This is a genomic window from Streptomyces sp. NPDC050988 (assembly GCF_044456225.1).
Lineage (GTDB): Bacteria > Actinomycetota > Actinomycetes > Streptomycetales > Streptomycetaceae > Streptomyces.
On sequence record NZ_JBITFQ010000019.1, the window covers coordinates 127,754 to 152,029 of the forward strand.

21 protein-coding genes and 3 pseudogenes are annotated in these 24,276 nt (G+C 70.9%); 6 read left to right on the forward strand and 18 right to left on the reverse strand.

Features of this window, described 5'->3' with window-relative positions:
* Positions 1-225: 225 nt before the first annotated feature.
* The 3 genes from ACIBEI_RS32405 to ACIBEI_RS32415 are packed head-to-tail and all read right to left on the reverse strand — an operon-like array spanning position 226 to position 4,117.
* Positions 226-1,911 carry a CocE/NonD family hydrolase gene (locus tag ACIBEI_RS32405; protein WP_398893758.1) on the reverse strand — a complete coding sequence of 562 codons (1,686 nt, stop codon included), beginning with the start codon at positions 1,909-1,911 and terminating at the stop codon, positions 226-228.
* A 58-nt stretch (positions 1,912-1,969) separates the two neighbouring features.
* On the reverse strand, positions 1,970-3,544 hold the full coding sequence (gene paaZ / locus ACIBEI_RS32410; protein WP_398893759.1) for a phenylacetic acid degradation bifunctional protein PaaZ: 1,575 nt from the start codon (positions 3,542-3,544) through the stop codon (positions 1,970-1,972).
* 48 nt (positions 3,545-3,592) lie between these two features.
* A complete protein-coding gene (locus ACIBEI_RS32415) occupies positions 3,593-4,117 on the reverse strand; it encodes a gamma carbonic anhydrase family protein (RefSeq protein ID WP_398893760.1) in 525 nt (174 codons plus the stop codon).
* Between the two features lie 279 nt (positions 4,118-4,396).
* On the opposite strand from ACIBEI_RS32415, the gene ACIBEI_RS32420 reads away from it, so the two are divergent.
* Complete coding sequence (locus ACIBEI_RS32420; protein WP_398893761.1) at positions 4,397-5,230, forward strand: PaaX family transcriptional regulator C-terminal domain-containing protein; 834 nt, start codon at positions 4,397-4,399, stop codon at positions 5,228-5,230.
* 78 nt (positions 5,231-5,308) lie between these two features.
* Here ACIBEI_RS32420 and ACIBEI_RS32425 read toward each other — a convergent pair whose 3' ends face one another.
* From ACIBEI_RS32425 to ACIBEI_RS32480, 12 genes are all read right to left on the reverse strand, one after another.
* Positions 5,309-6,166, reverse strand: coding sequence for an amidohydrolase family protein (locus ACIBEI_RS32425; protein WP_398893762.1), 858 nt, complete (start codon positions 6,164-6,166; stop codon positions 5,309-5,311).
* 33 nt (positions 6,167-6,199) lie between these two features.
* Positions 6,200-6,541 (reverse strand): ferredoxin, encoded by a 342-nt coding sequence (gene fdxA, locus ACIBEI_RS32430; protein WP_398893763.1) that lies wholly within the window; start codon positions 6,539-6,541, stop codon positions 6,200-6,202.
* Positions 6,542-6,563: 22 nt separating this feature from the next.
* Positions 6,564-7,595 carry an NAD(P)/FAD-dependent oxidoreductase gene (locus ACIBEI_RS32435; protein WP_398893764.1) on the reverse strand — a complete coding sequence of 344 codons (1,032 nt, stop codon included), beginning with the start codon at positions 7,593-7,595 and terminating at the stop codon, positions 6,564-6,566.
* 53 nt (positions 7,596-7,648) lie between these two features.
* Positions 7,649-9,247, reverse strand: a complete 1,599-nt coding sequence (locus ACIBEI_RS32440) for a benzoate-CoA ligase family protein (RefSeq protein ID WP_398893765.1) — start codon at positions 9,245-9,247, stop codon at positions 7,649-7,651.
* A 15-nt stretch (positions 9,248-9,262) separates the two neighbouring features.
* Positions 9,263-10,684, reverse strand: a complete 1,422-nt coding sequence (boxB, locus tag ACIBEI_RS32445; protein WP_398893766.1) for a benzoyl-CoA 2,3-epoxidase subunit BoxB — start codon at positions 10,682-10,684, stop codon at positions 9,263-9,265.
* A 5-nt stretch (positions 10,685-10,689) separates the two neighbouring features.
* Positions 10,690-12,420, reverse strand: a complete 1,731-nt coding sequence (gene boxC / locus ACIBEI_RS32450) for a 2,3-epoxybenzoyl-CoA dihydrolase (protein ID WP_398893767.1) — start codon at positions 12,418-12,420, stop codon at positions 10,690-10,692.
* An 83-nt stretch (positions 12,421-12,503) separates the two neighbouring features.
* Positions 12,504-14,045 (reverse strand): tannase/feruloyl esterase family alpha/beta hydrolase, encoded by a 1,542-nt coding sequence (locus ACIBEI_RS32455; protein ID WP_398893768.1) that lies wholly within the window; start codon positions 14,043-14,045, stop codon positions 12,504-12,506.
* A 25-nt stretch (positions 14,046-14,070) separates the two neighbouring features.
* The gene (locus tag ACIBEI_RS32460) at positions 14,071-14,820 is read right to left on the reverse strand and encodes an ABC transporter ATP-binding protein (RefSeq protein ID WP_398893802.1); all 750 of its coding nucleotides are present in this window, start codon (positions 14,818-14,820) and stop codon (positions 14,071-14,073) included.
* Between the two features lie 14 nt (positions 14,821-14,834).
* Positions 14,835-15,617, reverse strand: coding sequence for an ABC transporter ATP-binding protein (locus ACIBEI_RS32465; RefSeq protein WP_398893769.1), 783 nt, complete (start codon positions 15,615-15,617; stop codon positions 14,835-14,837).
* The gene (locus tag ACIBEI_RS32470; protein ID WP_398893770.1) at positions 15,614-16,684 is read right to left on the reverse strand and encodes a branched-chain amino acid ABC transporter permease; all 1,071 of its coding nucleotides are present in this window, start codon (positions 16,682-16,684) and stop codon (positions 15,614-15,616) included. The genes ACIBEI_RS32465 and ACIBEI_RS32470 overlap by 4 nt, the downstream gene beginning before the upstream one ends.
* Complete coding sequence (locus ACIBEI_RS32475) at positions 16,681-17,553, reverse strand: branched-chain amino acid ABC transporter permease (RefSeq protein WP_398893771.1); 873 nt, start codon at positions 17,551-17,553, stop codon at positions 16,681-16,683. Before ACIBEI_RS32475 ends, ACIBEI_RS32470 begins: the two co-directional genes overlap by 4 nt.
* An 11-nt stretch (positions 17,554-17,564) precedes the next feature.
* Positions 17,565-18,761, reverse strand: coding sequence for an ABC transporter substrate-binding protein (locus tag ACIBEI_RS32480; protein ID WP_398893772.1), 1,197 nt, complete (start codon positions 18,759-18,761; stop codon positions 17,565-17,567).
* 327 nt (positions 18,762-19,088) lie between these two features.
* Here ACIBEI_RS32480 and ACIBEI_RS32485 point away from each other — a divergent pair.
* From ACIBEI_RS32485 to ACIBEI_RS32495, 3 genes and pseudogenes are all read left to right on the forward strand, one after another.
* Positions 19,089-19,240, forward strand: a pseudogene (locus tag ACIBEI_RS32485) (3-oxoadipyl-CoA thiolase); the annotation flags it as partial.
* A 286-nt stretch (positions 19,241-19,526) separates the two neighbouring features.
* Positions 19,527-19,892: an IS3 family transposase gene (locus tag ACIBEI_RS32490; protein WP_398893773.1), complete on the forward strand. Its 366-nt coding sequence runs from the start codon at positions 19,527-19,529 to the stop codon at positions 19,890-19,892.
* A 202-nt stretch (positions 19,893-20,094) separates the two neighbouring features.
* Positions 20,095-20,595 carry a hypothetical protein gene (locus tag ACIBEI_RS32495; RefSeq protein WP_398893774.1) on the forward strand — a complete coding sequence of 167 codons (501 nt, stop codon included), beginning with the start codon at positions 20,095-20,097 and terminating at the stop codon, positions 20,593-20,595.
* 106 nt (positions 20,596-20,701) lie between these two features.
* On the opposite strand, the pseudogene ACIBEI_RS32500 reads toward ACIBEI_RS32495, so the two are convergent.
* Positions 20,702-21,384: pseudogene (locus ACIBEI_RS32500) on the reverse strand (IS110 family transposase).
* 336 nt (positions 21,385-21,720) lie between these two features.
* Between ACIBEI_RS32500 and ACIBEI_RS32505 the strand changes: the two are divergent.
* On the forward strand, positions 21,721-21,906 hold the full coding sequence (locus ACIBEI_RS32505; protein WP_398893775.1) for a hypothetical protein: 186 nt from the start codon (positions 21,721-21,723) through the stop codon (positions 21,904-21,906).
* Between the two features lie 7 nt (positions 21,907-21,913).
* On the opposite strand, the pseudogene ACIBEI_RS32510 reads toward ACIBEI_RS32505, so the two are convergent.
* Both ACIBEI_RS32510 and ACIBEI_RS32515 read right to left on the reverse strand, forming a co-directional pair.
* Positions 21,914-22,586, reverse strand: a pseudogene (locus tag ACIBEI_RS32510) (transposase family protein); the annotation flags it as partial.
* Positions 22,587-22,789: 203 nt separating this feature from the next.
* Positions 22,790-23,680: a LysR family transcriptional regulator gene (locus tag ACIBEI_RS32515; protein WP_398893776.1), complete on the reverse strand. Its 891-nt coding sequence runs from the start codon at positions 23,678-23,680 to the stop codon at positions 22,790-22,792.
* A gap of 149 nt (positions 23,681-23,829) precedes the next feature.
* Here ACIBEI_RS32515 and ACIBEI_RS32520 point away from each other — a divergent pair, with 149 nt between their 5' ends.
* Positions 23,830-24,276: a nuclear transport factor 2 family protein gene (locus ACIBEI_RS32520; RefSeq protein ID WP_398893777.1), complete on the forward strand. Its 447-nt coding sequence runs from the start codon at positions 23,830-23,832 to the stop codon at positions 24,274-24,276.

Genomic DNA, 24,276 nt, shown 5'->3' on the forward strand with positions numbered 1-24,276 from the left:
TACCGGTCTGTCGTACCCGCTTCACGAATGCCACGACCCACCGCCCGAACCGGACCAACAACATGGGGAGTTCGGCATCTCAGACGCTCAGCGTCCCTGGGCGGAGACGTGGCGGAAGGACCGTGACCGTGGGGCGGCCTGGCACTGCACCTCTGGCCAGGGAGAACCGGCCGAAGGCGTTGCTGCTCGCTCACACGACTACTCGGGGGTCGTGACAGTTGCCACTCAGCCGGGCTGCCGTACCGGGAGGATCACGGCCGAGGGGTGCGCGGAGTCATGGAAGACCTGCTGGTCGGCGGCGCGGAGAGCGGTGGCGGTGGCCCTGGGTTCGCCGGTGCCGGGGTTGCGGGCGAAGCGGGGGAAGGCGCCGCTGGAGACCTGGACCCTGATGCGGTGGCCGCGCCGGAACACGTGGGCCGTGGGCCACAGCCGCACCGTGGCGCGCGTGAGCTCGTCCGCGCCGGTCAGACTGACCAGTCCGTCGCACAGGTTGGTCGAGCGGCCCTTGGTGTCCACGTCGCACAGCCGCACGAAGACATCCGCGTACGGCAGGCTGGAGCGGAACCAGACCTCAGCGCTGACCTCGCCGATCACCTCGACGTCCGCGTCGAGGACGGGGCTGGTGTAGGTGAGTACGTCCGGACGGGCTTCCAGGGCGGTGTTGTCCACGCGGCCGGCCTTGCCGGAGAAGCGCACCCCGCCGAGGGCGGGGGTGGGATTCGACGGGTCGTAGTGGTAGTCGTCGGGGGCCGAATCGCCGGGTTCGTCGGGTGACAGCGCGGCGCCGGGGTGGAGGTGGAAGCGCTGCGCGGAGTAGCCGGTGGGCGGCCAGGACTCGGCCTCCCGCCACGCTTCCTCACCCGTCACGTACAGGCGTACGAGCGCGCGTTCCGACGGCTGCTCACCGCGGGCGTGGGCGAGCCCGAAGTCGAGGGTCTGGGCCGCGGCCTCCGCGAAGAGGCCCATGGCGGTGTGGGTCCAGGGCCCGATCGTCAGCCGCGCCTCCCGTCCCGACGCGCGCAGCGCCTGGTAGTCACGGAGCTGGCCGGGCAGAAAAAGGTCGTACCAGCCGCCCACCGAGCTGACCGGCACGCTCACGTCCGCCACCCGGGCCCGGTGGTTTCCCCCGGCCCAGTGGGCGGAGTCGGGGCCGTGGACGAGAATGTCCTGGACGTACTGGGAGCGGCGGCCGAGCGCGGCGACGTCGGCCTCGGCCAGCGGCAGGGTGAACTGGGCGCGTTGCGTCTTCTTCGCGTCGAGGAGCTGACGGAGTATCGCCCCGCGGCGATGCTGGCCCGCCACCAGGACTCCCCAGGTGAATGGTGTCTCCAGCTCGAACGCGTCCTCGCGGAGGAAGCCCAGCGTGAGCGCGGATTCGGTCACCACCGGGATCATGCCCTTGACCTGCGGAGGCAGCCGGTCGGCCACGGACCACTGGGTGAAGCCGAGGTAGCTGCCGCCGGTGAGCACGATCGTCTCGCCGCACCACGGCTGCTTCACCAGCCAGTCCAGGGTGGCCAGGCCGTCCGCGCGTTCGTGCCGGAACGGGTCGAAGTCGCCCCCGGAGCCGAAGGTGCCGCGCGTGCTCTGGACCACCACCTGGAAGCCGCGTTCGGCCAGGGGCGGGGCGGCCAGCGCCACCGTTGGGCCTCTGCGCCCGTACGGCGTGCGGATCAGGGCGGTGGGCAGGGCGTCGCCGCCTTTGCGTGGCGCCCAGCGGTCGGCCAGCAGCACCGTCCCGTCGGGCATCGGCACCCGCAGGTCCCGCTGGACGACGACATCCCTGGTGGGGGGAGGGTCAAGGCGCAGAAGCCGCTGGAACAGGTGGCTCCCCCATCTGGGCCGCTTCGGCGCCGGCGGTCCGCCTGCGGCGTCACGCGCTCCGGAAGCGCGCTCGTCGAGATCTGCCATGGTCTTTCACTCCTCGCCCTGTGGTTCAGGGTGCGTGGTCGGGTCGGGCCGGCGGGAGTCACGGGCGCGGTCCGGTGAGCGGTCCGGTGAGCATGGAGAGGGTTGTGGGCGGGCCCTGGACGGCCGTGCGCTGCATATGGTGCAGCACGCTGCGGATGCCGCCGAGTTCCTCGCCGCCGCCCGCACGGCCGGGGCCGCCGTGCACGGTGTGCGGAAGAGGCGAGCCGTGGCCGGTGGACTCCTCGGCGTCGGTGCGGTCGAGGAGCAGCAGACGGCCGTGCCAAGGCGCGGCCCCGAGCACGGCCTCGCGGGCGAAGCCGGGGTCTTGGGTGACGATCGAGGCGACGAGGCTGCCCTCGCCGCGTGCGGCCAGCGCGACCGCGTGGGCGGGCGTCCCGTCGTACGGCAGGAGGGTGCTGACGGGGCCGAACGCCTCGACCTCGTGCGGCTCGGCCCGGTCGGGGTCGTCGCAGCGCAGCAGCAGGGGCGGGAGGAAGGCGCCGCGTTCCTGGTCGCCGTCCACCACGTCGAACCGGTCGGGGTCGCCGTGGAGGACACGGGCAGCCGCCGTGAGGGCCTTGAGCGCGCCGAGTACCTCTTCCCGTTGCCCGAGTCCGGCCAGCGGGCCCATGGTGACCGTGGGATCGGCGGGGTTTCCGACACGTACGTCGCCGAGCGCCGCGCACACCGCTTCCTGTACGTCGTCGATGAGGGCGGCCGGTACCAGCGCGCGACGGATCGCGGTGCACTTCTGCCCGGCCTTGACGGTCATCTCGGTGACGAGGGTCCGGGTGAACAGGTCGAACTCGGGGGTGCCGGGGGTGGCGTCGGGCCCCAGGACCGCGCAGTTCAGGGAGTCGGCCTCGGCATTGAAGCGGACGGCGCGCGCGGCGACGGCCGGGTGGGCGCGCAGGGTTCGGGCGGTCGCGGCGGAGCCGGTGACGCTGAGCAGGTCCTGTCCGGTGAGGGCGTCGAGGATGCCGTCCGGCGGGGCGCAGATCAGTTGCACGGCGCCTTCGGGGAGGATGCCGGACTCGATGATGCGGCGGAACACCAGCTCCGTCAGGTAGGCCGTCTGTCCCGCGGGTTTCACCACGGACGGCAGACCCGCCAGCAGAGCGGGCGCGAGCTTCTCCAGCATGCCCCACACGGGGAAGTTGAACGCGTTGATCTGCACGGCCGCGCCCTGCCGGGGCACATGGACGTGGCGTATCGCGAAGACGCCCTGCTTGCCGATCTGTTCCATGTCGCCGTCGGGCAGGACATGGCCGTCGGGCAGTTCCCTGACGCCCTTGCTGCCGTAGACGAAGAGCACCCCGATGCCTCCGTCGACGTCGAGGGCGGAGTCGCGGCGGGTGGCTCCGGTGCGGGTGGAGAGCGCGTGGAACTCGTCCGTGTGCGCGCTCAGGTGTTTGGCCAGCGTCTTGAGCAGGCCCGCACGCTGGTGGAAGGTCAGCTCGCGCAGTGCGGGGCCGCCCACCTCCCGTGCGTGACGCAGCACGGCCGCGGCGTCGACGACCCGCTGCGAGAGCCGGGCCACCTCGGCGCCCGTCGCCGCGTCCAGCAGGGGTCGGCCCTCGTCCGGTGCCGCGTGCCAGTCGCCGGTGAGGTAGCTGCGCAGTGTCGCGGCCACGAGTCGTCCGCCTTTCGTCGGGATGGCGATGCGGTATGGGTGCGGAGCTCAGATGTCGATGCGTCGCAGATCTCGCCGGTAGCGCGCGCCCGCGTCCCGATAGGTGCGTACGGCGTGCTCCACCCAGGAGGGGTCGACCTCCGTCTCGCGCAGCCGTACCGGGACGCCGAGGGCCATGGTCTTGGGCGGGACCTCGAAGTCCTCGGGGACCAGTGCAGCGGCGCCGACGATCGCGCCCTCACGCACGGCGGCCCGGTTGAGGACGACGGCACCGGACCCGATGAGACAGTGGCGCTCCACCGTGCAGCCCTCCAGGTGGGCGTTGTGGCCGACCACGCAGTCGGGTCCGATCACAGTCGGCCACTGCTCGGTGGTGTGCACCACGGTGCCGTCCTGGACACTGGTGCGGGCGCCGACTTCGATGCGTCCGCCGAGGTCGCCGCGGAGTACGGCTCCGGGCCAGACGCTGACCTCCGGGCCGATCGACACGCATCCGATCACGACGGCGTCCGGGTGGACGAAGGCGCTGGGGTCGATGTCCGGCTCGTCGGGTCCGAGGGCGTAGACCGGCATGGCTGCCACCTCGCTCGTACTGGCTGGTCGGCGGCCTGCCGACGCGCGACACTCTACTGATATTTTCCGTAACGACAAGATAGTGTGTAGGGATGGACGGGCTCCGGGCCGTCGTGTGCGGGCACCCTGGATACGCTGAGGCCGTCGATGCGGCGTGACCGCGTGATACATCGGATCGGCCGGCAGTGAGGGAAGTGAAGGACCATGGTGGAGGGTGCGTCGCGCGGACCGGTCCGGAGGGCACGTGTCGGCCGGACCACGGCGGGAGACACGCGACCGGTGGTCAGCCGGCGCCGGGAGGTCGGTGACGTCAGCGCGCGGTCGCTGCTGATGACCATGCTCGGCGAGTACGTGCTGCCGACGGCCCGCCCGGTGTGGACCTCGGCGCTGGTGGAGGCGCTGGCGATGTTCGGCGTCGAGGAGAAGTCGGCCCGCCAGTCGCTCGCCCGGACCGCCGCGGAGGGCTGGCTGGCCTCGGAGCGGGTGGGCCGCCGGGTGCGCTGGGCCCTCACCCCGCCGGGGCGCCGGCTGCTGACCGAGGGTGCGCAGCGCATTTACGACTTCGGCAGCGGGGAGCGCCTCTGGGACGGTACCTGGCTGTTGGTCCTGGTCTCGGTGCCGGAGGCCAAACGGGATCTGCGGCACCGGGTGCGCACGCGGCTCAGCTGGGCGGGCTTCGGCTCCCCGGAGCCCGGTGTGTGGATCACGCCCCGCGCCGACCGCGAGACGGAGGCGCTCGGCGTCCTGAAGGAACTCGGGCTCGCCGACGACGCGATGTCCTTCACCGCCACGTACGGTGCCGTGGGCAGCGAGGCGGCCGTGGTGGCCCGTGCCTGGGACCTCAGCGAGGTGGAGGACCGCTACGAGGAGTTCATCGACGAGTTCACCGGGCTGCGCCCGGCCGACGGCGACTCCGTGCTGCACGCCCAGACCATGCTGGTGCACGAGTGGCGCCGCTTCCCCTTCCTCGACCCGCGGCTGCCCCCGAGGCTTCTGCCCTCGGGCTGGAGCGGCGCCAAGGCGGCCGACCTCTTCCACAGCAGGCACGCCGAATGGAACCCGGTGGCGCTGCGGCGCTGGGAGGAGCTGAGCGAGGGGCACGGCGAGAGCTGAGACCTCGGGGGCGGGAAGGGTCGGATCGCCCGGGCTCCGCCTTCGACGCGTCGATGTGCAGTCACGCTCAGAACCGGCTCACACTCCGAGGCCGGGGAAGACCTTGGCCGCGTTACCCGACAGCACGGCACGTACGGTGTCCGCCGGCAGGCCCAGCGCACGCAGCGCGGCGATATTGCGGGAGGCGCCGGGCACGCCCGGCCAGTCGGTTCCGAAGATCCAGCGGGTGGCCAGCCTCGACACGTCGAACCGGGCGTAGTACTCGGGCAGTTTCCTCGGCGGCAGTCCTGCGAGGTCCAGCCAGACGTTGGGCCTGGCCAGGGCGAGGAACGCGGCGGTGTCGTACCACCAGCCCCGCCCGCCGTGGGCGAAGACGAACTGCACGTCGGGGAAGTCCTCCACGGCGTCCAGGAGGAGCTGCGGGTCGCCGAACCTGGCGCGGGCGCCGGGAAAGCTGGAAGTGCCGGAGTGCACGACGACCGGGACGCCACGTTCGGCGCAGAGCGCGTACAGCGAGTAGAGCTCCTTGTCGGCCGGGTCGAACCCGCCGTGCACGGGGTGCAGTTTGAGCGCGACCGCGCCCAGGTCCAGCTGGCGTTCGGCCTCCGCCACCAGCGGATGGTGCAGATGCGGGTTGACGTTCGCCACCAGACGGAAACGGACCGGGTTGTAGGTGACGAGCGGCAGCAGATCCTCGATCGGCTGGATGCCGGTGGCGCGCGGGCTGTACTCGCAGAACAGCAGCGCCCGGTCCACGCCCTCGGCCTCCAGCAGGGCGTCCAGCCGCTCGGGAACGGGATCGCCCCGCTCGTCGTAGGCGTCACGCCACGGATGGTCCTGGGAGAAGGTCTCCGCCCACTCGAACCAGGCCGGCTTGAGTGTGGACAGCCTCGGGGCGTGGACGTGCGCGTCGACCACGGTCTCGCCGCCGATCACTGCGCCTCCTCGGTGTTGTGCCGTAGCGGTGGGTCAGCCGCGTGGGTCGTACGCGGTGACGAGTTCGGTGTCCGCGCCGACCGGGCCGTGGCCCATGGCGCCGCCCGGGGTGCCGATCGGCTCGTCCCGGCCCGGCAGGGGGTCGCTGAAGAAGCGCTTGTTGTCGGCGACGAAGTCCGTCAGCTCCAGCGGCACCCGGCGGTCCTGGGAGATCGCCTGGACAGGGCAGACGGGCTCGCAGTTGCCGCAGTCGATGCATTCCAGCGGGTTGATGTAGAGCTTGCGGTCGCCTTCGTAGATGCAGTCGACGGGACACTCCTCCACGCAGGAGCGGTCCATGATGTCGATGCACGCCTCGGCTATCACGTAGGGCATGGGCTCTCGGTCCTCTTCGGTGCTACGCGGCGGCCGGGGCCGCCGCGGGAACGTCGGTGGAGTGGCCGGGGAACACGGGCTGTTCGGGGTCGATGTGGTGCGCGGCGTTGTTGACGGCGGTCGCGGCCTCCCCGAAGCCGACCGCGATCAGCCGCACCTTGCCGGGGTGGTCGGTGATGTCGCCCGCCGCGTAGATCCCCGGCACGGAGGTCCGCATCGACGGGTCGACCGGGATGTGGCGGCGGTGGGCGATGTCGATGCCCCAGCCGAGCAGCGGTCCGAGGTTGGCGGTGAAGCCGAGGGCTGCGATGATCCGCCGGCAGGGCAGGCGGTGGGGTCTCCCGTCCCGCCGGGTGATCTCGACGGCCTCCATTCCGCGCCCGCCGTCGACGACCTTCGAGAGCTCGGCCTCGGTGAGGATCTCCACGCCGGCGGCTCGTACGGCGGCCACGGTGGCCGGGTGCGCGCGGAAGGTGTCGCGGCGGTGGACCAGGGTCACGGAGGCGGCGAGTGGATACAGGGTGAGGGCCCAGTCGAAGGCGCTGTCGCCGCCGCCGACGATCACCACGTCCAGGCCCGCGTAGTCGTCCGGCCGGCGCACGAAGTACGCCAGTCCGACTCCCTCGTACGCGGTGGCGGCCGGCAGCGGGCGAGGCGTGAAGGTGCCGATGCCGCCGGTGATGAGCACGGCCTTGGCCCGCACCCGCACGCCCTGGTGCGTGGTCACGGTGAAGGTGTCGGGCCCACCGTCGGCCCCGGGGATTCTCTCCAGTGTCTCGGCCCGGTGGCCGAGCAGGTAACTCGGGTCGTACGGTGCGGCCTGCTCCAGGAGCCGGTCGACGAGCTCGCGCCCTCGTACCGCCGGGAATCCCGCGATGTCGAAGATCTGCTTCTCCGGGTACATGGCGTTGATCTGGCCGCCGGGCTCGGGCAGCGAGTCCAGGACGGTCACGGACAGACCGCGGAAACCGGCGTAGTAGGCCGCGAACAGGCCGGTGGGGCCGGCTCCCACGATGAGCAGATCCGTGCTGTGATCCGCGAGGGGCGGGGACATGCACGTCCTCCAGAGGGATAACGGGGGCGGGGAGTGCCAGGGGGCGGGGAAGGTCAGTCCGATGTCGTGGTCGACGAAGGCGTCTCCGCCCAGGAACCGTCGCGGACCATGGCGCGCAGTACGTTGCGGCGGATCTTGCCGGTGGGTGTACGGGGCAGTTCGGGCAGCCCGACCACCCCGCGTGGGCGTTTGAAGGCGGCCAGGCCTTCCCGGCACCAGGCGACGAGCGCGTCCGGATCGACCTCGCGCCCGGGCTTCGGCACGACGCACGCGACGGGCTTGTCCAGGCCGTCCGCGTCCGGAGCGCCGACCACGGCGACCTCGGCCACGTCCGGATGGGCGAGGAGACGTTCCTCGACCTCGGCGGGCGAGACCCAGATGCCGCCCGCCTTGAGCAGGTCGTTGGTGCGGCCCATACAGGTGTAGGTGCCGTCGGTGTTGCGGAGGTAGGTGTCGCCGGTGCGCACCCAGTCGCCGAGGAAGACCTGGCGGGTGGTCTCGGCCCGGCACCAATAGCCGGTGGCGGCGGACTCCCCGCGGACGTAGAGCTCGCCGGGTGTGCCGTCGCCCTCCACCACGTGGCCCTCCACGTCGCGAAGCTCGACCTTGTACCCGGGAACTGGTTCGCCGGACGAGCCCGGGTGGACCCGGCCCGACCGGTTGGAGACGAAGATGTGCAGCATCTCGGTGGATCCGATGCCGTCGAGCACCTCCACGCCGAAGCGCTCCAGCACCCCTCGGTACATCCGCGCGGGCAGTGCCTCACCGGCCGAGACGCCCAGCCGTACCGTCGCGAAGGCGTCGTCAGGGATGTCGGCGCTCGCGAGCAGTGGACCGAAGAAGCTGGGCGTGCCGAACAGGACCGTGGCCCGGTCGGCCGTCGCCCGTTTCGCGAAGAGCGCCGGGGACGGTCTGGAGGGTTCCAGCAACGCCGTGCCGCCCGCCGCCAGTGGGAAGAACAGCGAGTTGCCGATGCCGTAGGCGAAGAAGAGCTTCGCGACCGACAGACAGCGGTCCTCCGGGCCGATGCCCAGCACCCGCTGCCCGTAGTTCTCCGCTACGACCTTGATGTCGATGTGGCGGTGCATGGCCGCCTTGGGCATGCCCGTGGTGCCCGACGTGTACAGCCACAGGGCGGGCGAGTCCGGCCAGGTCGGATACGGCCCCTCGTCCGTGCCGACGCCGGAGTCCAGCAACTGCTGCCAGGTGTGGCCCCGGACATGGCCCGGCAGTCCCGTGCTGTCCGCCCCGGTCAGGACGGCGTGCCGGACCTCCGGTGCCTGCTGGAGCGCGGCGCGGACGACCGGCGCGAACTCGGCGGAGCCCAGCACCACCCGGCAGCGCGAGTCGGCCACCAGCTTGCCCAGCTCCGGGCCGGTGAGCATGGTCGAGACGGGGACCGCCACGGCACCCATGTGGAAGGCCGCGAGGATGCCGGTGAAGAGCTCCACGTCGTCCACCATGCACAGCAGGACGCGCTCCTCCGGGCGTACGCCGAGGGCCCGCAGCCCGGCCGCGACCCGGCGGACCTCCGCCGCCAGTTGCCCGTAGGTCAGCGTCCGCGTGGGCGTGATGAGGGCCGTGCGGTCGCCGTTGCCCTCCCGCAGGTGCCGGTCGACCAGATAGTCCGCCGTGTTGAACACATCGGTCATGCGGCTCACACACCCTTACACCAGGCGGACGTATTCGTAGTCGAACGGTTTGTTGTTGATGCCGCTGACCGGCGGTGCGACCCAGCTGGCGATCTTGCCGCGTTCGTACACCGGCTGCATCAGCGACCGTACGAACGCGAGGTCCTCGGCGGTGGGCAGCCAGTGGTGGCGGCTGATTTCCCAGGTCTCCTCGTCGACGATCGTGCCGTCGGGGGTGATGTGGTGGCCGGAGGCGATCCCGACGTTCCGATTGAAGCCAGGGTGCGGCAGCATCAGCCGGAAGTCGATCCCGTGGTCGTCCAGGATCCGGTTCCAGCGGGTGACGCCGTTGCGGCAGTCGGAGATGTACTCGTCCCGCAGGTCCAGGTTGAGGGCGAGCAGCGCCGGGACCTCCTCCTGCGACCAGCTGCCGTCGACGTCCGGCTTGTCCAGGAAGGCGCTGTCGTCGGTGAGCCGGTGGTCGTCCTTGCGGCGCTCCTCCATCCAGCGGCCCTTGAGCCCGGCGGTGTAGTAGTTCGCCGCGTTGGTGGAGGTCTCGCTGCCGAAGAGGTCCAGGGAGACGGTGTAGTGGAAGTTGATGTACTTCTGGATGATGTCCAGCGGGATGCCACCGCAGGCGGCGATGTCCAGGGTGTCGTGCTCGCGGGCCAGCTGGGCACTGCGGGTCACCACACGGTCGACGCCGGTGGTGCCCACCATCATGTGATGCGCCTCCTCCTTCAGCATGAACGTGCAGGTCCGCGACAGCGGGTCGAAGGCGCTCTCCTTCAGCGAGCCGAGCTGGTACTTGCCGTCCCGGTCCGTGAAGTAGGTGAACATGAAGAAGGCCAGCCAGTCGGCGGTCTCCTCGTTGAACGCGCCCAGGATGCGCGGCGCGTCGGGGCTGCCGGAGTTGCGGAAGAGCAGCGCCTCCGCCTCCTCGCGGCCCTCCCGGCCGAAGTAGGCGTGCAGCAGGTACACCATCGCCCACAGGTGCCGGCCCTCCTCCACGTTGACCTGGAAGAGGTTGCGCAGGTCGTACAGGCTCGGGGCGCTCAGGCCGAGGAGGCGCTGCTGCTCGACGGAGGCCGGCTCGGTGTCGCCCTGGACGACGATCAGCCGCTGCAGGTCGGCGCGGTACTCGCCGGGCACCTGCTGCCAGACCTGCTCCCCCTTCTGCTCACCGAAGGCGATACGGCGGTCGGGGGTGGGCTCGGCGAGGAAGATGCCCCACCGGTAGTCGGGCACGTTGACGTGGTCGAAGTGGGCCCAGCCGTCGCGTCCGACCGATACGGCGGTACGCAGGTAGACGCCGTGGTTCTCCAGCGTCGGGCCCATCTCGCCCCACCAGTTGAGGAACTTGGGCTGCCAGCCCTCCAGCGCCCGCTGTAGACGCCGGTCGTCGGCGAGGGCGACGTTGTTGGGGATCCTGGAGTCGTAGTCGATCTTCGTGGGCATCGGGTTCACACTCGCTTCCGGTCGTAGACCGCCTTCTGACCGGTGCCGTAGCGGCGCAGCGCGCCCTCGGGGCCGGCGGCGTTGGGGCGTATGAAGATCCAGTTCTGCCAGGCGGTGAGCCGTCCGAAGATCTTGGTCTCGATGGTCTCCGGGCCGACGAACCGGTGGTTGGCCTCCATCCCGGTCAGCGCGTCCGGGCTCAGCGCCGCCCGGCTTTCCAGGACGATGCGGATCTCGTCCTGCCAGTCGATGTCGTCGGGGGCGTCGGTGACGAGGCCGAGTTCGCGAGCCTGGGCGGGGCTCAGGGGCTGCCCGGTCTCGCGGTGAAGCCAGTCGAGGTGGTTGTCGTCCTGGTAGAAGCGGGACTGGAGGCGGGTCAGGCCGTTGCCCATGGGGAAGGTGCCGAAGTTCGCCTCGGACAGGGCGAGGGTCGCCCGTTCGGTGCTGTCCGGGTCGGCGATGGGCGGGCCGTCCAGCATGTACTGCAGGTCGCAGGCGAGGGCCAGTTCCAGCAGCAGCCCGGCGAAGCAGCCGCCCGGCTCGATCAGCGCGACGAGGCTGCGGCTGGTGACGTCGAGCCGCTTCAGGGTGCGCTTGTAGTAGTGCACGATTTCGTTGCTGAGCCAGTCGCCGTCGGCGGCGGCGCCCAGCACGGCCTGCTCATGGGCCAGTACGCGCGCGGAGTCACCCTCGGTGCGCAGTACCCAGGTGCCCAGCTCGGTCTCGTTCGTCCGCAGCCGCAGGATCAGGTCGTCGAGTTCCCGGGTGAAAGCCAGCAGCCATCCGCCGGCGCCCTGCGCGTGGATCGCGGCGGCGTCGGAAGGGGCGTCTTCGCCCGGTCCCCGCACGGTGATGTCGACCAGGCCGAGCGAGCGGTCGTACTCGGCACGTACATGGCGGTAGGCGATGCCGTCCTCGGTGACCTCGCGCTCCAGCGGGGTCAGCGCGATGCCCTGGGCGTCCGTGGGCCGCGAGCTGTTCTCGGCCGCCTCCAGGGCGCGCTGCTCGACGATCGTACGGAAGTCCCGGCGCGGGACGACCTCGTCCACCAGCCGCCAGTCCACCGCCGTCTTGCCCCGTACGCCGTCGCTGCGGGTGGCGAAGAGGTCGGCCAGGTCCTTGCGTACGCGACGCTTGTCGGTGACCCGGGTCAGCCCGCCGGTGCCGGGCAGCACGCCGAGCAGCGAGACCTCGGGCAGCGACACCGCCGAGGAGTTGTCGTCGATGAGCAGGATCCGGTCGCAGGCGAGCGCGAGTTCGTAACCGCCGCCCGCGCAGGAGCCGTTGACGGCGGCGATGAAGGTCAGCCCGGAGTGCTCGGAGGCGTCCTCCATGCTGTTGCGCGTCTCGTTGGTGAACTTGCAGAAGTTCACCTTCCAGTGGTGCGGGGAGGCCGCCAGCATCCGGATGTTGGCCCCGGCGCAGAAGACCTTCTCCTTGGCGCTGGTCACCACCACCGACCGCACCTCGGGGTGCTCGAACCGCAGCCGCTGGAGCGCGTCGTACAGCTCGATGTCCACGCCGAGGTCGTAGGAGTTGAGCTTCAGCTCGTAGCCGGGGACCAGGCCGCCCTGCTCGTCGACGTCCATCTCCAGCCACGCGACCGGCCCGTCGGTGCGCAGCTTCCAGTGCCGGTACGCGTCCGGGCTCCGGTCGAAGGTCACCACCGCCGGGGCCGTGGACTCCGGTGCTCCGTTCGCGGCATCGGCCACGTCCGGTTTGCTTGCCACCACCATGACGAGCGCCTCCTCGCGCTAGCACAGGTACCGATAGAGCAATCTTCTACAGAATATGAGTGATGCGTCAAGGTTCTGTAGAACTAATGCCGGTGCCGCGGGCCGTACGTCGCGGCGCAGCGGAAGTTGGCGGCGTCATCGGTACTGCCGTGGCCCCTGTAGCGGGCGACGGCGGGCCAGCGGCACAGCGGCCGGGTGATGACACCGTTTCGGCCCGGCAGGGTCTTCGGGGCATGGCCGTCCTCGACCCACGTCACCAGCGCGGCGAGCGGATCGATGGGAGCGGCGCCGGGGCCGCCCGCGCAGTGGGCGACGCCCGGGGCCATGAACAGCCGCGCGAACCGCTCCGTGCGGTGTGGTCCGCCCATCTCGGCGGTGAGGCGTTGGAAGTAGTCGACGGTGCCCTGCGGGAAGATCAGCTGGTCGGCCCAGCCGTGCCACAGGATCAGCTTGCCGCCGCCGCTTCGGAAGGCGCCGAGGTCGGGGTCGTCCGTGCCGAGCACGTCGTGGTACTCGGCCCGGGACTGGTCGAAGTAATCGGCGAACGTGGCCGTGGTGACGGTACGCCAGTCGAAGTCCGCGTCCTTGGCCAGCCACCACCGGAACCAGTCGGCCGTGATCGGGAACGGCGCGGGTTCCCCGGCGGGGGTGCTGCCGGCGAGTCCGGTGAACGTGGTGCCCGGCGTCGGTCCGTACCAGAGGAAGGAGCCGTCCTGGCGGCGTGGCCCCTGCCAGATCTTCTTGACGACGGCCGCGTCCTCGGCGGTGATGGCGGTGCCGCAGGCCGTCTCCTCGCCGATCAGCTTCGAGGGATCGAAGCGACAGGTCCGGGGGTCCACGATGCCGTCCGTCACGCCGTCCTCGCCATCGCAGGCAGCGACCACCGCCTTGTCGACCGCCTCGAAGGTGCACGGGGCGACCACATGGGAGCTCTCCCGCATCACGATCTGCGGCCACAGTTCCGCGGGGATGAACCTGTCCCAGTTGATGGCGGGGGCCGCGGAGAGGATGCCGTCATAGTCCCCCGGGTAGCGCTGGGCCTCCATCAGGCCCTGCCGGCCGCCTGTGGAGCAGCCGTTCCAGTAGGAGTAGGCGGCAGCCCGGCCGTAGTAGGCCTCGGTCACCGCCTTGCCCTTGACGGTCGCCTCGTGGATCGAACGGTGGGCGAAGTCGGTGATGAGATCCTGCTTCATCCCTGTCGGCGACCATGCCCATGCGCCGGACGCCGGTGATCCGGCGTGGCCGGTGTCGGTGGACGCCGCGGCGTAGCCTGCCTTCGCCGCGGCGTCGGGTGGCGTGAGAACGCCGGCATAGCCGCCGCCTCCGACACCCTGGAACCGTCCGTTCCAGCCGTCCACCGGCAAGGAGACCGCGATGTTGACGCTCTCGGGAACGAGTAGCCGCACCTGGCAGATCGCGGGGGTGGTGGCGGTCCGCTCGGCACTGGTGACCCGGGTGCCGTCGGGGAATGTCAGCTCGGTGAGGCTCGCGCAGGATCTGGCCGGTTCAGCGGACGGCGGCGAGGCGGCCCGACTTGCCGGGCCCAGGGGTGTCACGCCGATCGTCAGGGTCAGGCCGGCCAGCACCGCACACCATGAACGGGCTGTGGAGCGGGGCCGTTTCATCGGCTCTGTTTCCTCTCTCCGTGGGTCAGCCCACGCCGAGGAGGCTGTGGGCCCGGTCCCGGTCCTGGCGGAAGTCGGCCGTGGAACTCCTGTGCACGATGCGTCCCTTCTGCATCACCGCCACCTCGTCGGCGAGGCGGAAGGCCAGGTGCAGGTCCTGCTCCACCAGCACGGCCGCGATGCCCTCACCGCGCAGGCCCTCCAGCACCTCGGCGATCAGGTCGACGACCGCGGGCGCGAGGCCGTCCGACGGCTCGTCAAGGAGCAGCAGCCGCGGGTTCCTCAGCAGGGCCCGGCCGATGGCCAGCATCTGCTGCTCCCCGCCGGAGAGCTGATCGCCCCGGTTGGCGCGCCGCTCGGCGAGGCGGGGCATCAGCTCGTAGACGCGCTCCACGGTCCAGGGACCGCTGCCGCCCCCGGACGCGCTGGGCCCCCGGGATTCCCTGGACTCCCGGGATCTCCTGGACGCCCGGACCGCGATGCGCAGGTTCTCCTCCACGGTGAGGGGCGCGAACACGCGGCGGCCCTGGGGCACGATCGCGACGCCGCCGCGGGCGACGGTGTGTGCCGGCGCTCCGGCGAACTCGCGTCCGTCCACGCGGATGCTGCCGGAGTACGGCTTGAGCATGCCCATCACCGTGTGGACGAACGTGGTCTTGCCTACGCCGTTGCGGCCGAGGAGCGCAACCACGGTGCCGGAGGGGACGGTGAACTCGACGCCGTCGAGCACGGTGGTGCCCGCGTATCCCGCGCGCAGGTCGCGCACGCTGAGCAGGTCGGCCGTCGTGGTCATCGCCCTCCTCCTGCCTCGGTGAACAGGTCCTCGGTCCTGGCCGCACCGAGATAGGCCCGCCGCACCGCTTCGTCGGCCCGGATCGCCTCCGGCGGTCCAGAGGCGAGGACCCTGCCCAGATGCAGCACGGTGACCCGGTCGGCGAGGCGGAACACCACGTCCAGGTCGTGCTCGACGACGAGCACGGTCAGGTCCTCGGGCAGCCGCTCCATCAGGGCCACGAACCGTTCGGTCTCGGCGGCGGACATCCCCGCGGTGGGCTCGTCGAACATCACGAGAGCGGGCTGGGTGGCGAGCACCATCGCGACTTCGAGCTGTCGCCGCTCCCCGTGGGACAGGGCGGCCACCTTGTCCCGCGTACGGCCGGACAGTCCGACCGAGTCCAGGTGGCGGCGCGCCTCGGCGTCGGTGTGCCGGAAGCGTCGCGCCGCCCGGTCGAGCCGGTGGGCGATCCGGTGGACCCGCTGAACGGCGAGCGCGACGTTGTCCAGCACCGAGCAGTCGAGGAACAGGCTGGAGTGCTGATACGTACGCACCATGCCGCGCCGGGCCCGGTCCGCCTCCGGCAGTGCCGTGACGTCCTGCCCGGACAGTACGACGCTTCCGCCCGAAGCGCGCAGTGTCCCGGCCACCGTCGCGAACAGCGTCGACTTGCCGGCTCCGTTGGGCCCGATCAGGGCGTGACGCTCGCCCCGGGCGATCGCGAGATCCACGTCGTCGACGGCGGTGAGCGAGCCGTAGGAGCGGGTCAGCCCCCGCAGTTCCAGAAGAGGGGTCACGAGACGTTCTCCTTCCGGCGGCGCGTATGGACGAGGCTCCGGAGGCGAGCGCGAGTGCCCGCGAGGCCCGCCAGGCCGCGTGGCATCAGGAAGACGACGGCGATGAACACCGCGCCCAGCACCAGCGGTCCGTGGCCGCCGATCGACGTGGAGAGGTTGTCGCGTACGAACAGGACGAGCGCCGCGCCCAGACAGGGCCCCCACAGACTGCCCGGACCTCCGATGACCACGCTGAGCAGGGCGAGCGCCGCGACCTCGAACCCCATGTCCCCGGGCGAGACGAACCGGGACTGCTGCGCCCACAGGGCGCCGCCCGTTCCCGCGACGGCTCCCGCCAGGCAGAAGACGCCGTACCTGGCGAGCGCCGGGCGGTAACCGAGCGCCCTCATCCGGCCCTCGTTGTCACGGATTCCCCGCAGCGTCCGGCCGTAGGGAGAACGGGCGACCAGCGCGACCGCCGCGAACACGGCGACCGCCACGGCGAGCACCCACCAGTAGACGAACCCGGCGACCACCAGCGGCGGACCCCCGAACAGACTGATCGGGGGCATCCCGGCCAGGCCGTTGCTGCCGCCCACGGCCGACCAGGTGTCGGCCACCTGGTGCACCGACTCGCCGATCGCCAGGGTGAGCATCAGGAACACGATGCCGCGGGCCCGTACGGCGACCCACCCGGTGACCGCGGCCGCCACCACGCCCATGACCAGACCCGCCAGGGCCTGCACCATCGCGTCCGACGTGATGTGGACCCCGACCAGCACCGCCGTGTAGGCGCCGACACCGAAGTACGCCGCCTGCCCCAGCGAAGGCAGTCCCGTGACCCCGGTCAGCAGGTCGACACTGAGCACCAGCACCGCGAACGCCAGCATCCGGGTCATGGCCGACACCGGATAAGGGCTGAGCACCACCGGGGCCGCCGCCAGCAGAGCGACGGCCGCGACGGCGACCACGACCCGTCGGCTCCCCGGGTGATCCGGACCGTCCTCGATTCCGTTCGTCGACGGTTCGAGAACGGGCGCTTCCCGCAGTACACGCGTGCCGCCGCCCTCCGTCTTCGCCGCCTTCACGCGTGCACCGCCGTCCGCGCCGGGAGCAGCCCCGCAGGCCGCACCAGAAGCACCAGGGCCATCGCCGCGAAGACGAGGAACGACGCGTACTGAGGCAGCAGCGCGGTCCCGAGCGCCTGCACCTGCCCGATCAGTACGGCGCCGAGCAGCGCGCCGCGTACCGAGCCCAGCCCTCCGGTCACCACCACGACCAGCGCGAGCAGCAGCACCTTCTCGTCGAGACCGGGCTGGGCCCCCAGGATCGGACCGGCCAGTACGCCGCCGACCGCGGCCAGCGCAGCACCGGCCGCGAAGACCCCGACCAGCACCCTGCCGGTGTTGACGCCCAGCGCCGCCACCATCGCGCGGTCGGCGACGGTGGCCCGGATCACCGAACCCAGCGGGCTGCGCTCCACCAGGACGTACACGGCCAGCGCCAGCACGACGCCGAACCCGATCACGAGCAGCCGGTAGACCGGGTACGTCTCGCCCAGCACCGTGACACTGCCGCCGACCGGCGCGGGCGCGGCGATGGAGTGCACGTCGTTGCCGAAGACCAGCGACAGCGCCTCGGCGACCACCAGGGCCACGCCGAGGGTGAGCAGGGCCTGGTCGAGATGGTGTGAAGTGGCCCGCGTCAGGGTGGCCAGCAGGCTCCCGAGCACCGCTCCGGCGACGGCGGCGGCCAGCACGGCCAGGACGAAGCCCGCCACGCCCGCGCCATCGCCGACCAGCGCCACCGCCATGTAGGCGCCAACCAGATAGACCGCGCCATGGGCGAGGTTCAGCACGTCCATCATGCCGAACACCAGGGACAGGCCCAGCGCGATCGCGAACAGCAGGGAGCCCATCGCCAGCCCGTTGAGGACGCTCACCAGATGGGTAGCCATCCCGGCCCCGCTCAACCCAGCTCGCCGACGACCGCGTTGACGGCCGTACCGGCGCCGGAACGGACCTCGCGCAGGTAGTACGTCTGCTGCGCGTCGTGGTCGGCGTCGAACTTCCACGGGCCCCGGGGACTGTCGATCGATCCGACGCCGCCCAGCGCCTTCACCAGGTCCTCACCGCTGTCACCGTCCGCCTTGGACAGCGCCTTGTCGAGGACGGCGGCGGCGTCGTACGCCTGCACCGCGTAGACCGTCGGAGGCTTCCCGGCCGATTTCTGGTAGGCGGCCACGAACTCCTTGTTGCGCGCGGTGTCCAGTTCCGTCGAGTAGTGCAGCGACGTCTTCACGCCGACCGCGGCCTTGCCCTGCGCGGCGAGGACCCCGCCCTCGGTGAGGAAGCCGGCGCCGTACAGCGACGTCTTGTCTGCGAGTCCGAACTGCTCGTACTGCTTGACGAAGTTCACCGCCTCGGCACCGGCGTAGAAGGCGTAGACGGAATCGGCACCGGACTCGCGGATCGCCGACAGGTAGGGCTGGAAGTCCTGCGTCTTGCCGAAGGGGGTGAACTTCTCGCCCGCGACCTTGCCGCCGGCCGCCTCGAAGCCCTTGCGGAAGCCCGCGACCATCTCCTTGCCCGCGGCGTAGTCGGCGGCAATGAGGTAGACGCTGCCCTTGGCCTCCTCGGCGACGGCCGGACCCAGCGCGGCGGACACGTCGCCGTTGCTGAAACTCGTCCGCCACACGTACTCGGACTTGCGGGCTCCGGTGATGTCGTCGGCGCCGGCGTTGGCGATCAGCAGCGGCTTCTTGGACTCGTGGAAGAAGTCGCGCACACCCAGCGCGGTGGCCGAGTTGACCACGCCGACGACCGCCGTGACCTGGTCCTGGGTGACGAGCTTCTGGGCGGCGGGCACACCGGTCTGCGGCCCCTCGCCCTCGTCGGCCGTCACGAGGTCGACCCCGCGTCCGCCGAGCTTGCCGTCGTGCTGGTCGAGGTACAGCTCGAAACCGGCGCGCATGTCCTCGCCGAGCGGCGCGTAGACGCCCGACAGCGGCACCAACAGCCCGATCTTGACGTCACCGCCGGACGGGTCTCCGGACTGGCTCCCGCCGGACTCGCCGAGGCTCGACCCGCAGCCCGCCAGCACCAGGGCACCAAGGGTCAGTCCGGCGATCGTTCTGGTCAGAGAGAAGACAGAGACAGCACCCATGACAGCTCCTGAGGTGGGCCGGGGTGGGGACGATGCCGCCAGAATCTACATCTTCTCGCCGCAGCGTCAATAGTCTGTAAAAGATTGGCTCGGCCGTGGAGCCGCCATCCGCCGGTCCGTAGGGTCCTCAGCGTCCGCGCGGACGCTTGCAGCGCGGCCGATGTCCGGCCGCGGTCTCGCCCGGCCCGACCCGATCAGCGGACCGGCACGCGATCCCCGGACGAGGACGGCACGTGTCAGCCGATCCCGCCGTCGCCCAGCCGCCCATGGGCTGGAACACCAGGCACTGCGTTCACTGCCGTGGGTGTCCGCGAAAAAGGCGTTGGAATGCGCCCGCGCACTCGTCGACGAACTCCATACGAGGTGTTTCTGATCGACGAGCTTGTACCCCGCAGGGCCGCCACGGCGGTGCCCCGGCCTCCATACGCCCCGACGATCTGGCTGCCCCCGTCGTCGGTGAAGCACCTCGCCGTCAGGGCCGTGCCGCTGGGTGCACGCCCGCCGCCTGAACTCGAAGCGCACCTGAGCGGGCATCACGCCTGCCGACCGCCGAACGGGCCTGATCGCCCTCGTGGACGAGCAGGTCGTCGGCCTGTCCACGAGCACCCCGGACCTTCCCGACGACGTTGTCCTCGGCGTCGGCTCCTCCTCCCCTTCCCGGAACTCGCCCGGTCCCTGCGCTCGGCCGACCGCGCGGCCACCACCGCCCACGCCTTCCACCAGGCGTCGTCGCTCTTGGAGCCGTGTGGGCACTCGTGAGCGCCTGTGGTTCGACCACGTCACTGGCGGGGTGCTGGGCCGAGTGCGTCTGCGGGCGTCGGAGACCGTCTCCCAGTTGAGCGAGACGGTTGGCGTAGCGGGCTCGCCCGGTCAGGCAGCCTGCCCCCGCAGTTCCTGACCGGCGGCACGTTCGAGGACGCGCAGGCCGGGGAGATCCATGCCTCTTCCCGGGGTGCCTACGGCGCCCCGCGCGTGCACGCCGCGCTGCGGCGAGGCGGCCATACGGTCAACCGGAAGAAGGTCGAGCGGATCATGCGCGAGAGCGACATCCGAGACGTCACCCGCCGCAGCTACCGCCATCTGACCAAGCAGGACACCAAGGCCGCCCCGGCCCCGGAACGTCGGCCGTGACTTCACGGCGAAGCGGCCCGGCACGAAGCTCGTCGGCGACATCACCTATCTCCCGACGACCAAAGACTGGTTCCCCGAGATCGCGAAGAAGCTCACCATCAAGACCGGCAAGCACGAGGAGCGGGCCGAGAGCGACGAGTGCAAGCTGCTGCTGACGTCCGACGGCGACACCGACGGCGCCCAGTTCGGGGTCCACGTCAACATGGGCAAGGGCTCCGTGGTCGGCGGCGACGCGACCCTGTGCACGGTCGCCGACAAGGCCGCCACGAACGCGGCCGAGGTCCTCAACCGGGGCCCGCTCCCCCGCCGTTCGCCTGCATACCCGCGCGTCTCGCTGGCCTGGGCGAACGCCTGCAAGCTCCTCGACGCCAAGGCGCTGTCGGCCGTTCCCGGCCTCAAGGCCGACGTGCCGGACGTCGGCCTCGCCAACTGGAGCTGCGAGTGGTCGAGCGACGTCGACGAGCTGGATGCGGAGGTGAGCTTCTTCCACGATCAGCCCAAGTCCGAGGCGAACGGCGCCACCGTCACGCTCAGCGGATACCGCACCGTCGTCGAACCGAACGACGACGACACCTGTACGGCCTTCGTCGAGTACCGCAGGTACAGCGGCCAGGACGCCGAAACCGCCGCAGAGATGGTGCGCCTGGACGTCGGCGGGCAACAGCCCACGTACGGCCTCGATCCTGCGCTCGCTCCAGTATGACCTCGTCGGCCGTGGCCGTGCCGGGGACCTGGACGGTCTGCTCGGCCAGGGCGGCGGATTTGTCCGGCCAGCTCTCGAGGGGTCCGCATCCGCGGGGCAGCATCGGTCATGACCTGGATGAGCTCCTCGGTGCCGGCCTGAGCCAGTGCGGCCGGGGAGCCGAAGGCCTGCAGCAGGGCCAGGACGGCCGGGTGGCGCACCCGCGGTCCCAGGACGCGTTCCAGGGCCGGATGGATCGAGGTGAGCAGTCCGCGCAGCCGGTTGGAGGTGCGGGGGCGTCCTGCGCGAGGTCGTCGTCGTGGCCCAGGACCATGGTCAGTTCGGCCCGCACGCTCTTCTCGGCCTCGATGCTGTGCAGCAGGTGGGGCATGGTGCGGGCGGCATCGGCGATGACATAGGCATCGCGGGCGTCGGTCTTGCCCGTGCCGGGGTGCAGATCGGCCGGCCGGCGCATCGACAGGCGGGCAGGTAGGCGACTTCGTATCCGCCGGCGCGGGCCACGGCCACCGCCAAGGTCCCCACGGACGCCGGCTGGTCGACCACGACCAGGACTTTCCCCCGGCGGCCCAGACGGACGAACAGCTCTCGCAGCTGCGGCTCGCCGTTGGGCAGCGGCTTGTCGAAGACGGTACGGCCGTCGGCCAGCAGAGCCGTGCCGTGATGAGCGGACTTGCCCACATCCAGGGCGCAGAACACATCGATCGAGGTGAAGTCGTTGCTGGTCACCGGGCTTTTCCTCCCCGGAGTCACCGCCGGTGGCCCGCCCGGGCACCGGAGACCGGCAGCCACATTACGCAGCCCTGCCAGTCGGCGGACACGCTTCCATCAGCGACCATCCGGTGCCGCCAGGACCGGCGACAGCACCCCCCGGATCATCAAGGACAGGGGCAACGAGTCATACCGGTCCCGAAGGCCACGAGCCCGAACCGGGCTCCACGAGCAAGGTAGGGGGCAGCCGGACGAGCTGCTGCCCGGTGTTGCGCGGCCACCACATGCCTTGACGGTACGTCAGCTCGCCGTGCCGTCGGCTCACCCGCAGATCGCCCACGCCGACGGTCCAGATCTCGACGGGGAGCCGCGCCGAGCCCGGGGATCACGGCGGAGAGTACGTGTGGGGCGGCGGCCATGGCTCCCCGGCCCACCGCCTGCGTCCGGGGCAAGCTCCCATGGCGGCTGCGTCGCGCGGGCGGAGCCGGCGGGGCGGTGGAGATTGAACGGCTGTGGTCGGAGCCGGCCGGTCTGTGGTGGGCGATGGAGACCCGTCCGCTCATCGGCCAGGCCCGCGGCAAGGTGATCGCCCTGGGACAGTGAGCCTCTTTCATCCTGGATAGCGCCAGGTCAGCAGGGCGTGGATGGCTTGGACGGTGCGACTGATGCGGCTGGTTGAGCATCTGGCTCGTCGGAGGATGCACCAGGACTTGAGTTGGGCGAAGGCGCTCTCTCTCCGGGGGCTCGCAGTCGGGCGTGGTCGCGGTTGAACTGCTGGTAGTGCTCGGGTTGTTCGCTGGTGGTAGTAGGGGGGTGCGGAACGTGGCGCCGGCGCCGTGGTAGGCGCGATCGGCCAGAACGAGGATCTGTCGGGTGAGGCAGGCTTGGATGATGCCGTCGGCTCGGGCGGAGGTCAGGTCGTGAGTGCGGCCGGGTGTCGCGCGGGAGAACCAGAGCGGTGTGCCGTCGGACCGGGCGATGACCTGGACGTTCATGCCGTGCCGGCGATGCTTCATCGAGTCGTACGGCTCGTCCGCCTTGACGCGGTCGGTTGGGATGAGCGTCCCGTCGACGATGGTGAAGTCTCCCTCGCCCAGCCCGACCAGGGCCTCGTGCAGGCCGGGCGCCCAGGCGGCCAGGACCTCGAGCGTCTCGTCGACGTAGCGCCAGGCCGTCGCCTCCGACACCCCGAACCCCGCGCCGACCTGTGCGAACCTCTCGTTCTTCCGCAGGTGGGCCAGCGCCGGCAGGGCCTGCTTGAAGCAGCTCAACTTCCGCCATGGTGAGCGAAGTTCATGCCTTCGGGTGTAGATGGGCTTCGCCACGTCACCCCTGACCAGCCCATTTCACTCCTCAGACCCAGCATGAAAGAGGTTCACTGACTCGATGACCTGCGGCAACGCAGTCAACCGGAGCGGGGCCAGGCCGGCGCCGCCGACTCCGGTCGAACCGACGGGACTTGCGCCACCCGATCAACTGCCCCCTGTCACAGGGAGATGGGACCGAGGTCGGCGGCGGTCTGGGCCAGCGCGCGGAGGGTGGGGCTCTCTGCGGTGGATCGCCATGTGAGAGCCCAGTGCATGGTGGGGGCGTCGTGAATGGGGAGGAAGACGATGCCCGGGGGACGGTTGTAGCGGGCGGCGATCTCACCCAGCGGGTGGACACACTGTCCGGAAGCCACCAGAGAGAGAACCTCGTGGAAGGTCCGCGCGGCGGGCCCGCGCGGGATACGCCGGCCGAACGGCGTGCGGGTGGGGACCATGGCCGCGATCCAGTACTCGGGGGCGCCAGGGCCGAGGTCGACGACATGGTTGTCGCCGAGGTCTTCCAGCGACGCGGTGCCGCGCTCGGCCAGCGGATGGTCTGCCGCCACGGCGAGCACGCGGCCTCCGGTCAGCACGGTCGGGCCGACCGTGAGGTCCGGTTCGGCCACCGGAAGCCACAGCACGTGCGCGTCGTGCTCTCCGGTGCGCAGTGCGGTGAACGGGTCGCTGCCGTTGACCTCGCCGAACTGGACATCGCTGCCGGGGTGGCGGGAGCGGAAGGCCTCGATGAGGGGGCGCAGTTCGTGGCCGGCATGGCCGAACACACCCAGGTGCAGGGTCTGCCCCGTCCCCGCGCCCGCCGCTTCGGCACGGGCGAGCCCCTCCCGGAGAAGGTCGACGGCCTGCTGGAGGTCCTCGCGGAGACGCCGGCCGACCGGGGTCAGGGCGACGCGCCGGCTGGTGCGGTCGAACAGGACGACGCCGAGGCGCCGTTCCTGCTTGGCGATGGCCTGACTGACGCGGGCCTGGGACACATGAAGCCGCTCCGCGGTGCGGCCGAAGTGCAGCTCCTCGGCCAAGGTCAGGAAGATCTCGATGTCACGTAGCTCCATGCACAACCCCCATCCATGCATAACCGCCACATTATGAATAGCCCAAGGAACCTTACATTGTTCCGCTCTCCCGCCCGCTCGATGCTGGATCCATCACCACCGGACAGGCCGCACACGCCTGACGCACACATGGATGGGGAGGGAAACCGATGGGCGACATACGGGCGATCGCCGATCGCATCGAGATAGAGGCGCTGCGAGCCGAGCTCACGGACGCGGTGATGATGCGTGACTTCGACCGCGTCGTCTCGCTGTTCACGCCTGAGGGCACCATGCGCTGGCCGCACATCGACAAGGAGTTCGTCGGCCGCGAGGAGCTCCGCGCGGGGATCGAATGGGGCCAGTCGCTCTGGGAGTTCTTCGTGCAGAACGTCCACCCGGGCATCATCCGGCTGGACGGCGACACCGCGGCCGGCCGGGCGTACATCCAGGAGTTCGGACGGATGCGCGACGGCAGCTCGCACCTGAACTACGCCTTGTACCACGACCGTTACGAGCGAACCGCCGACGGCTGGAAGTTCAGCGAACGCACCTACGAGGTCCGGTACCTGGACTCCACCCCGCTCCGCGGCTCGGCCCCGGAGCGCCACGGCTGA

Excerpts from the sequence above, each read along its gene's own strand:
- ACIBEI_RS32405 (WP_398893758.1), bottom strand. The coding sequence starts at position 1,911 with ATGGCAGATCTCGACGAGCGCGCTTCCGGAGCGCGTGACGCCGCAGGC.
- ACIBEI_RS32415 (WP_398893760.1), bottom strand. The coding sequence starts at position 4,117 with ATGCCGGTCTACGCCCTCGGACCCGACGAGCCGGACATCGACCCCAGC.
- fdxA (WP_398893763.1), bottom strand. The coding sequence starts at position 6,541 with ATGCCCTACGTGATAGCCGAGGCGTGCATCGACATCATGGACCGCTCC.
- ACIBEI_RS32435 (WP_398893764.1), bottom strand. The coding sequence starts at position 7,595 with ATGTCCCCGCCCCTCGCGGATCACAGCACGGATCTGCTCATCGTGGGA.
- ACIBEI_RS32440 (WP_398893765.1), bottom strand. The coding sequence starts at position 9,247 with ATGACCGATGTGTTCAACACGGCGGACTATCTGGTCGACCGGCACCTG.
- boxB (WP_398893766.1), bottom strand. The coding sequence starts at position 10,684 with ATGCCCACGAAGATCGACTACGACTCCAGGATCCCCAACAACGTCGCC.
- boxC (WP_398893767.1), bottom strand. The coding sequence starts at position 12,420 with ATGGTGGTGGCAAGCAAACCGGACGTGGCCGATGCCGCGAACGGAGCA.
- ACIBEI_RS32455 (WP_398893768.1), bottom strand. The coding sequence starts at position 14,045 with ATGAAACGGCCCCGCTCCACAGCCCGTTCATGGTGTGCGGTGCTGGCC.
- ACIBEI_RS32475 (WP_398893771.1), bottom strand. The coding sequence starts at position 17,553 with ATGGCTACCCATCTGGTGAGCGTCCTCAACGGGCTGGCGATGGGCTCC.
- ACIBEI_RS32480 (WP_398893772.1), bottom strand. The coding sequence starts at position 18,761 with ATGGGTGCTGTCTCTGTCTTCTCTCTGACCAGAACGATCGCCGGACTG.
- ACIBEI_RS32495 (WP_398893774.1), top strand. The coding sequence starts at position 20,095 with ATGGGCAAGGGCTCCGTGGTCGGCGGCGACGCGACCCTGTGCACGGTC.
- ACIBEI_RS32505 (WP_398893775.1), top strand. The coding sequence starts at position 21,721 with ATGGCTCCCCGGCCCACCGCCTGCGTCCGGGGCAAGCTCCCATGGCGG.
- ACIBEI_RS32515 (WP_398893776.1), bottom strand. The coding sequence starts at position 23,680 with ATGGAGCTACGTGACATCGAGATCTTCCTGACCTTGGCCGAGGAGCTG.
- ACIBEI_RS32520 (WP_398893777.1), top strand. The coding sequence starts at position 23,830 with ATGGGCGACATACGGGCGATCGCCGATCGCATCGAGATAGAGGCGCTG.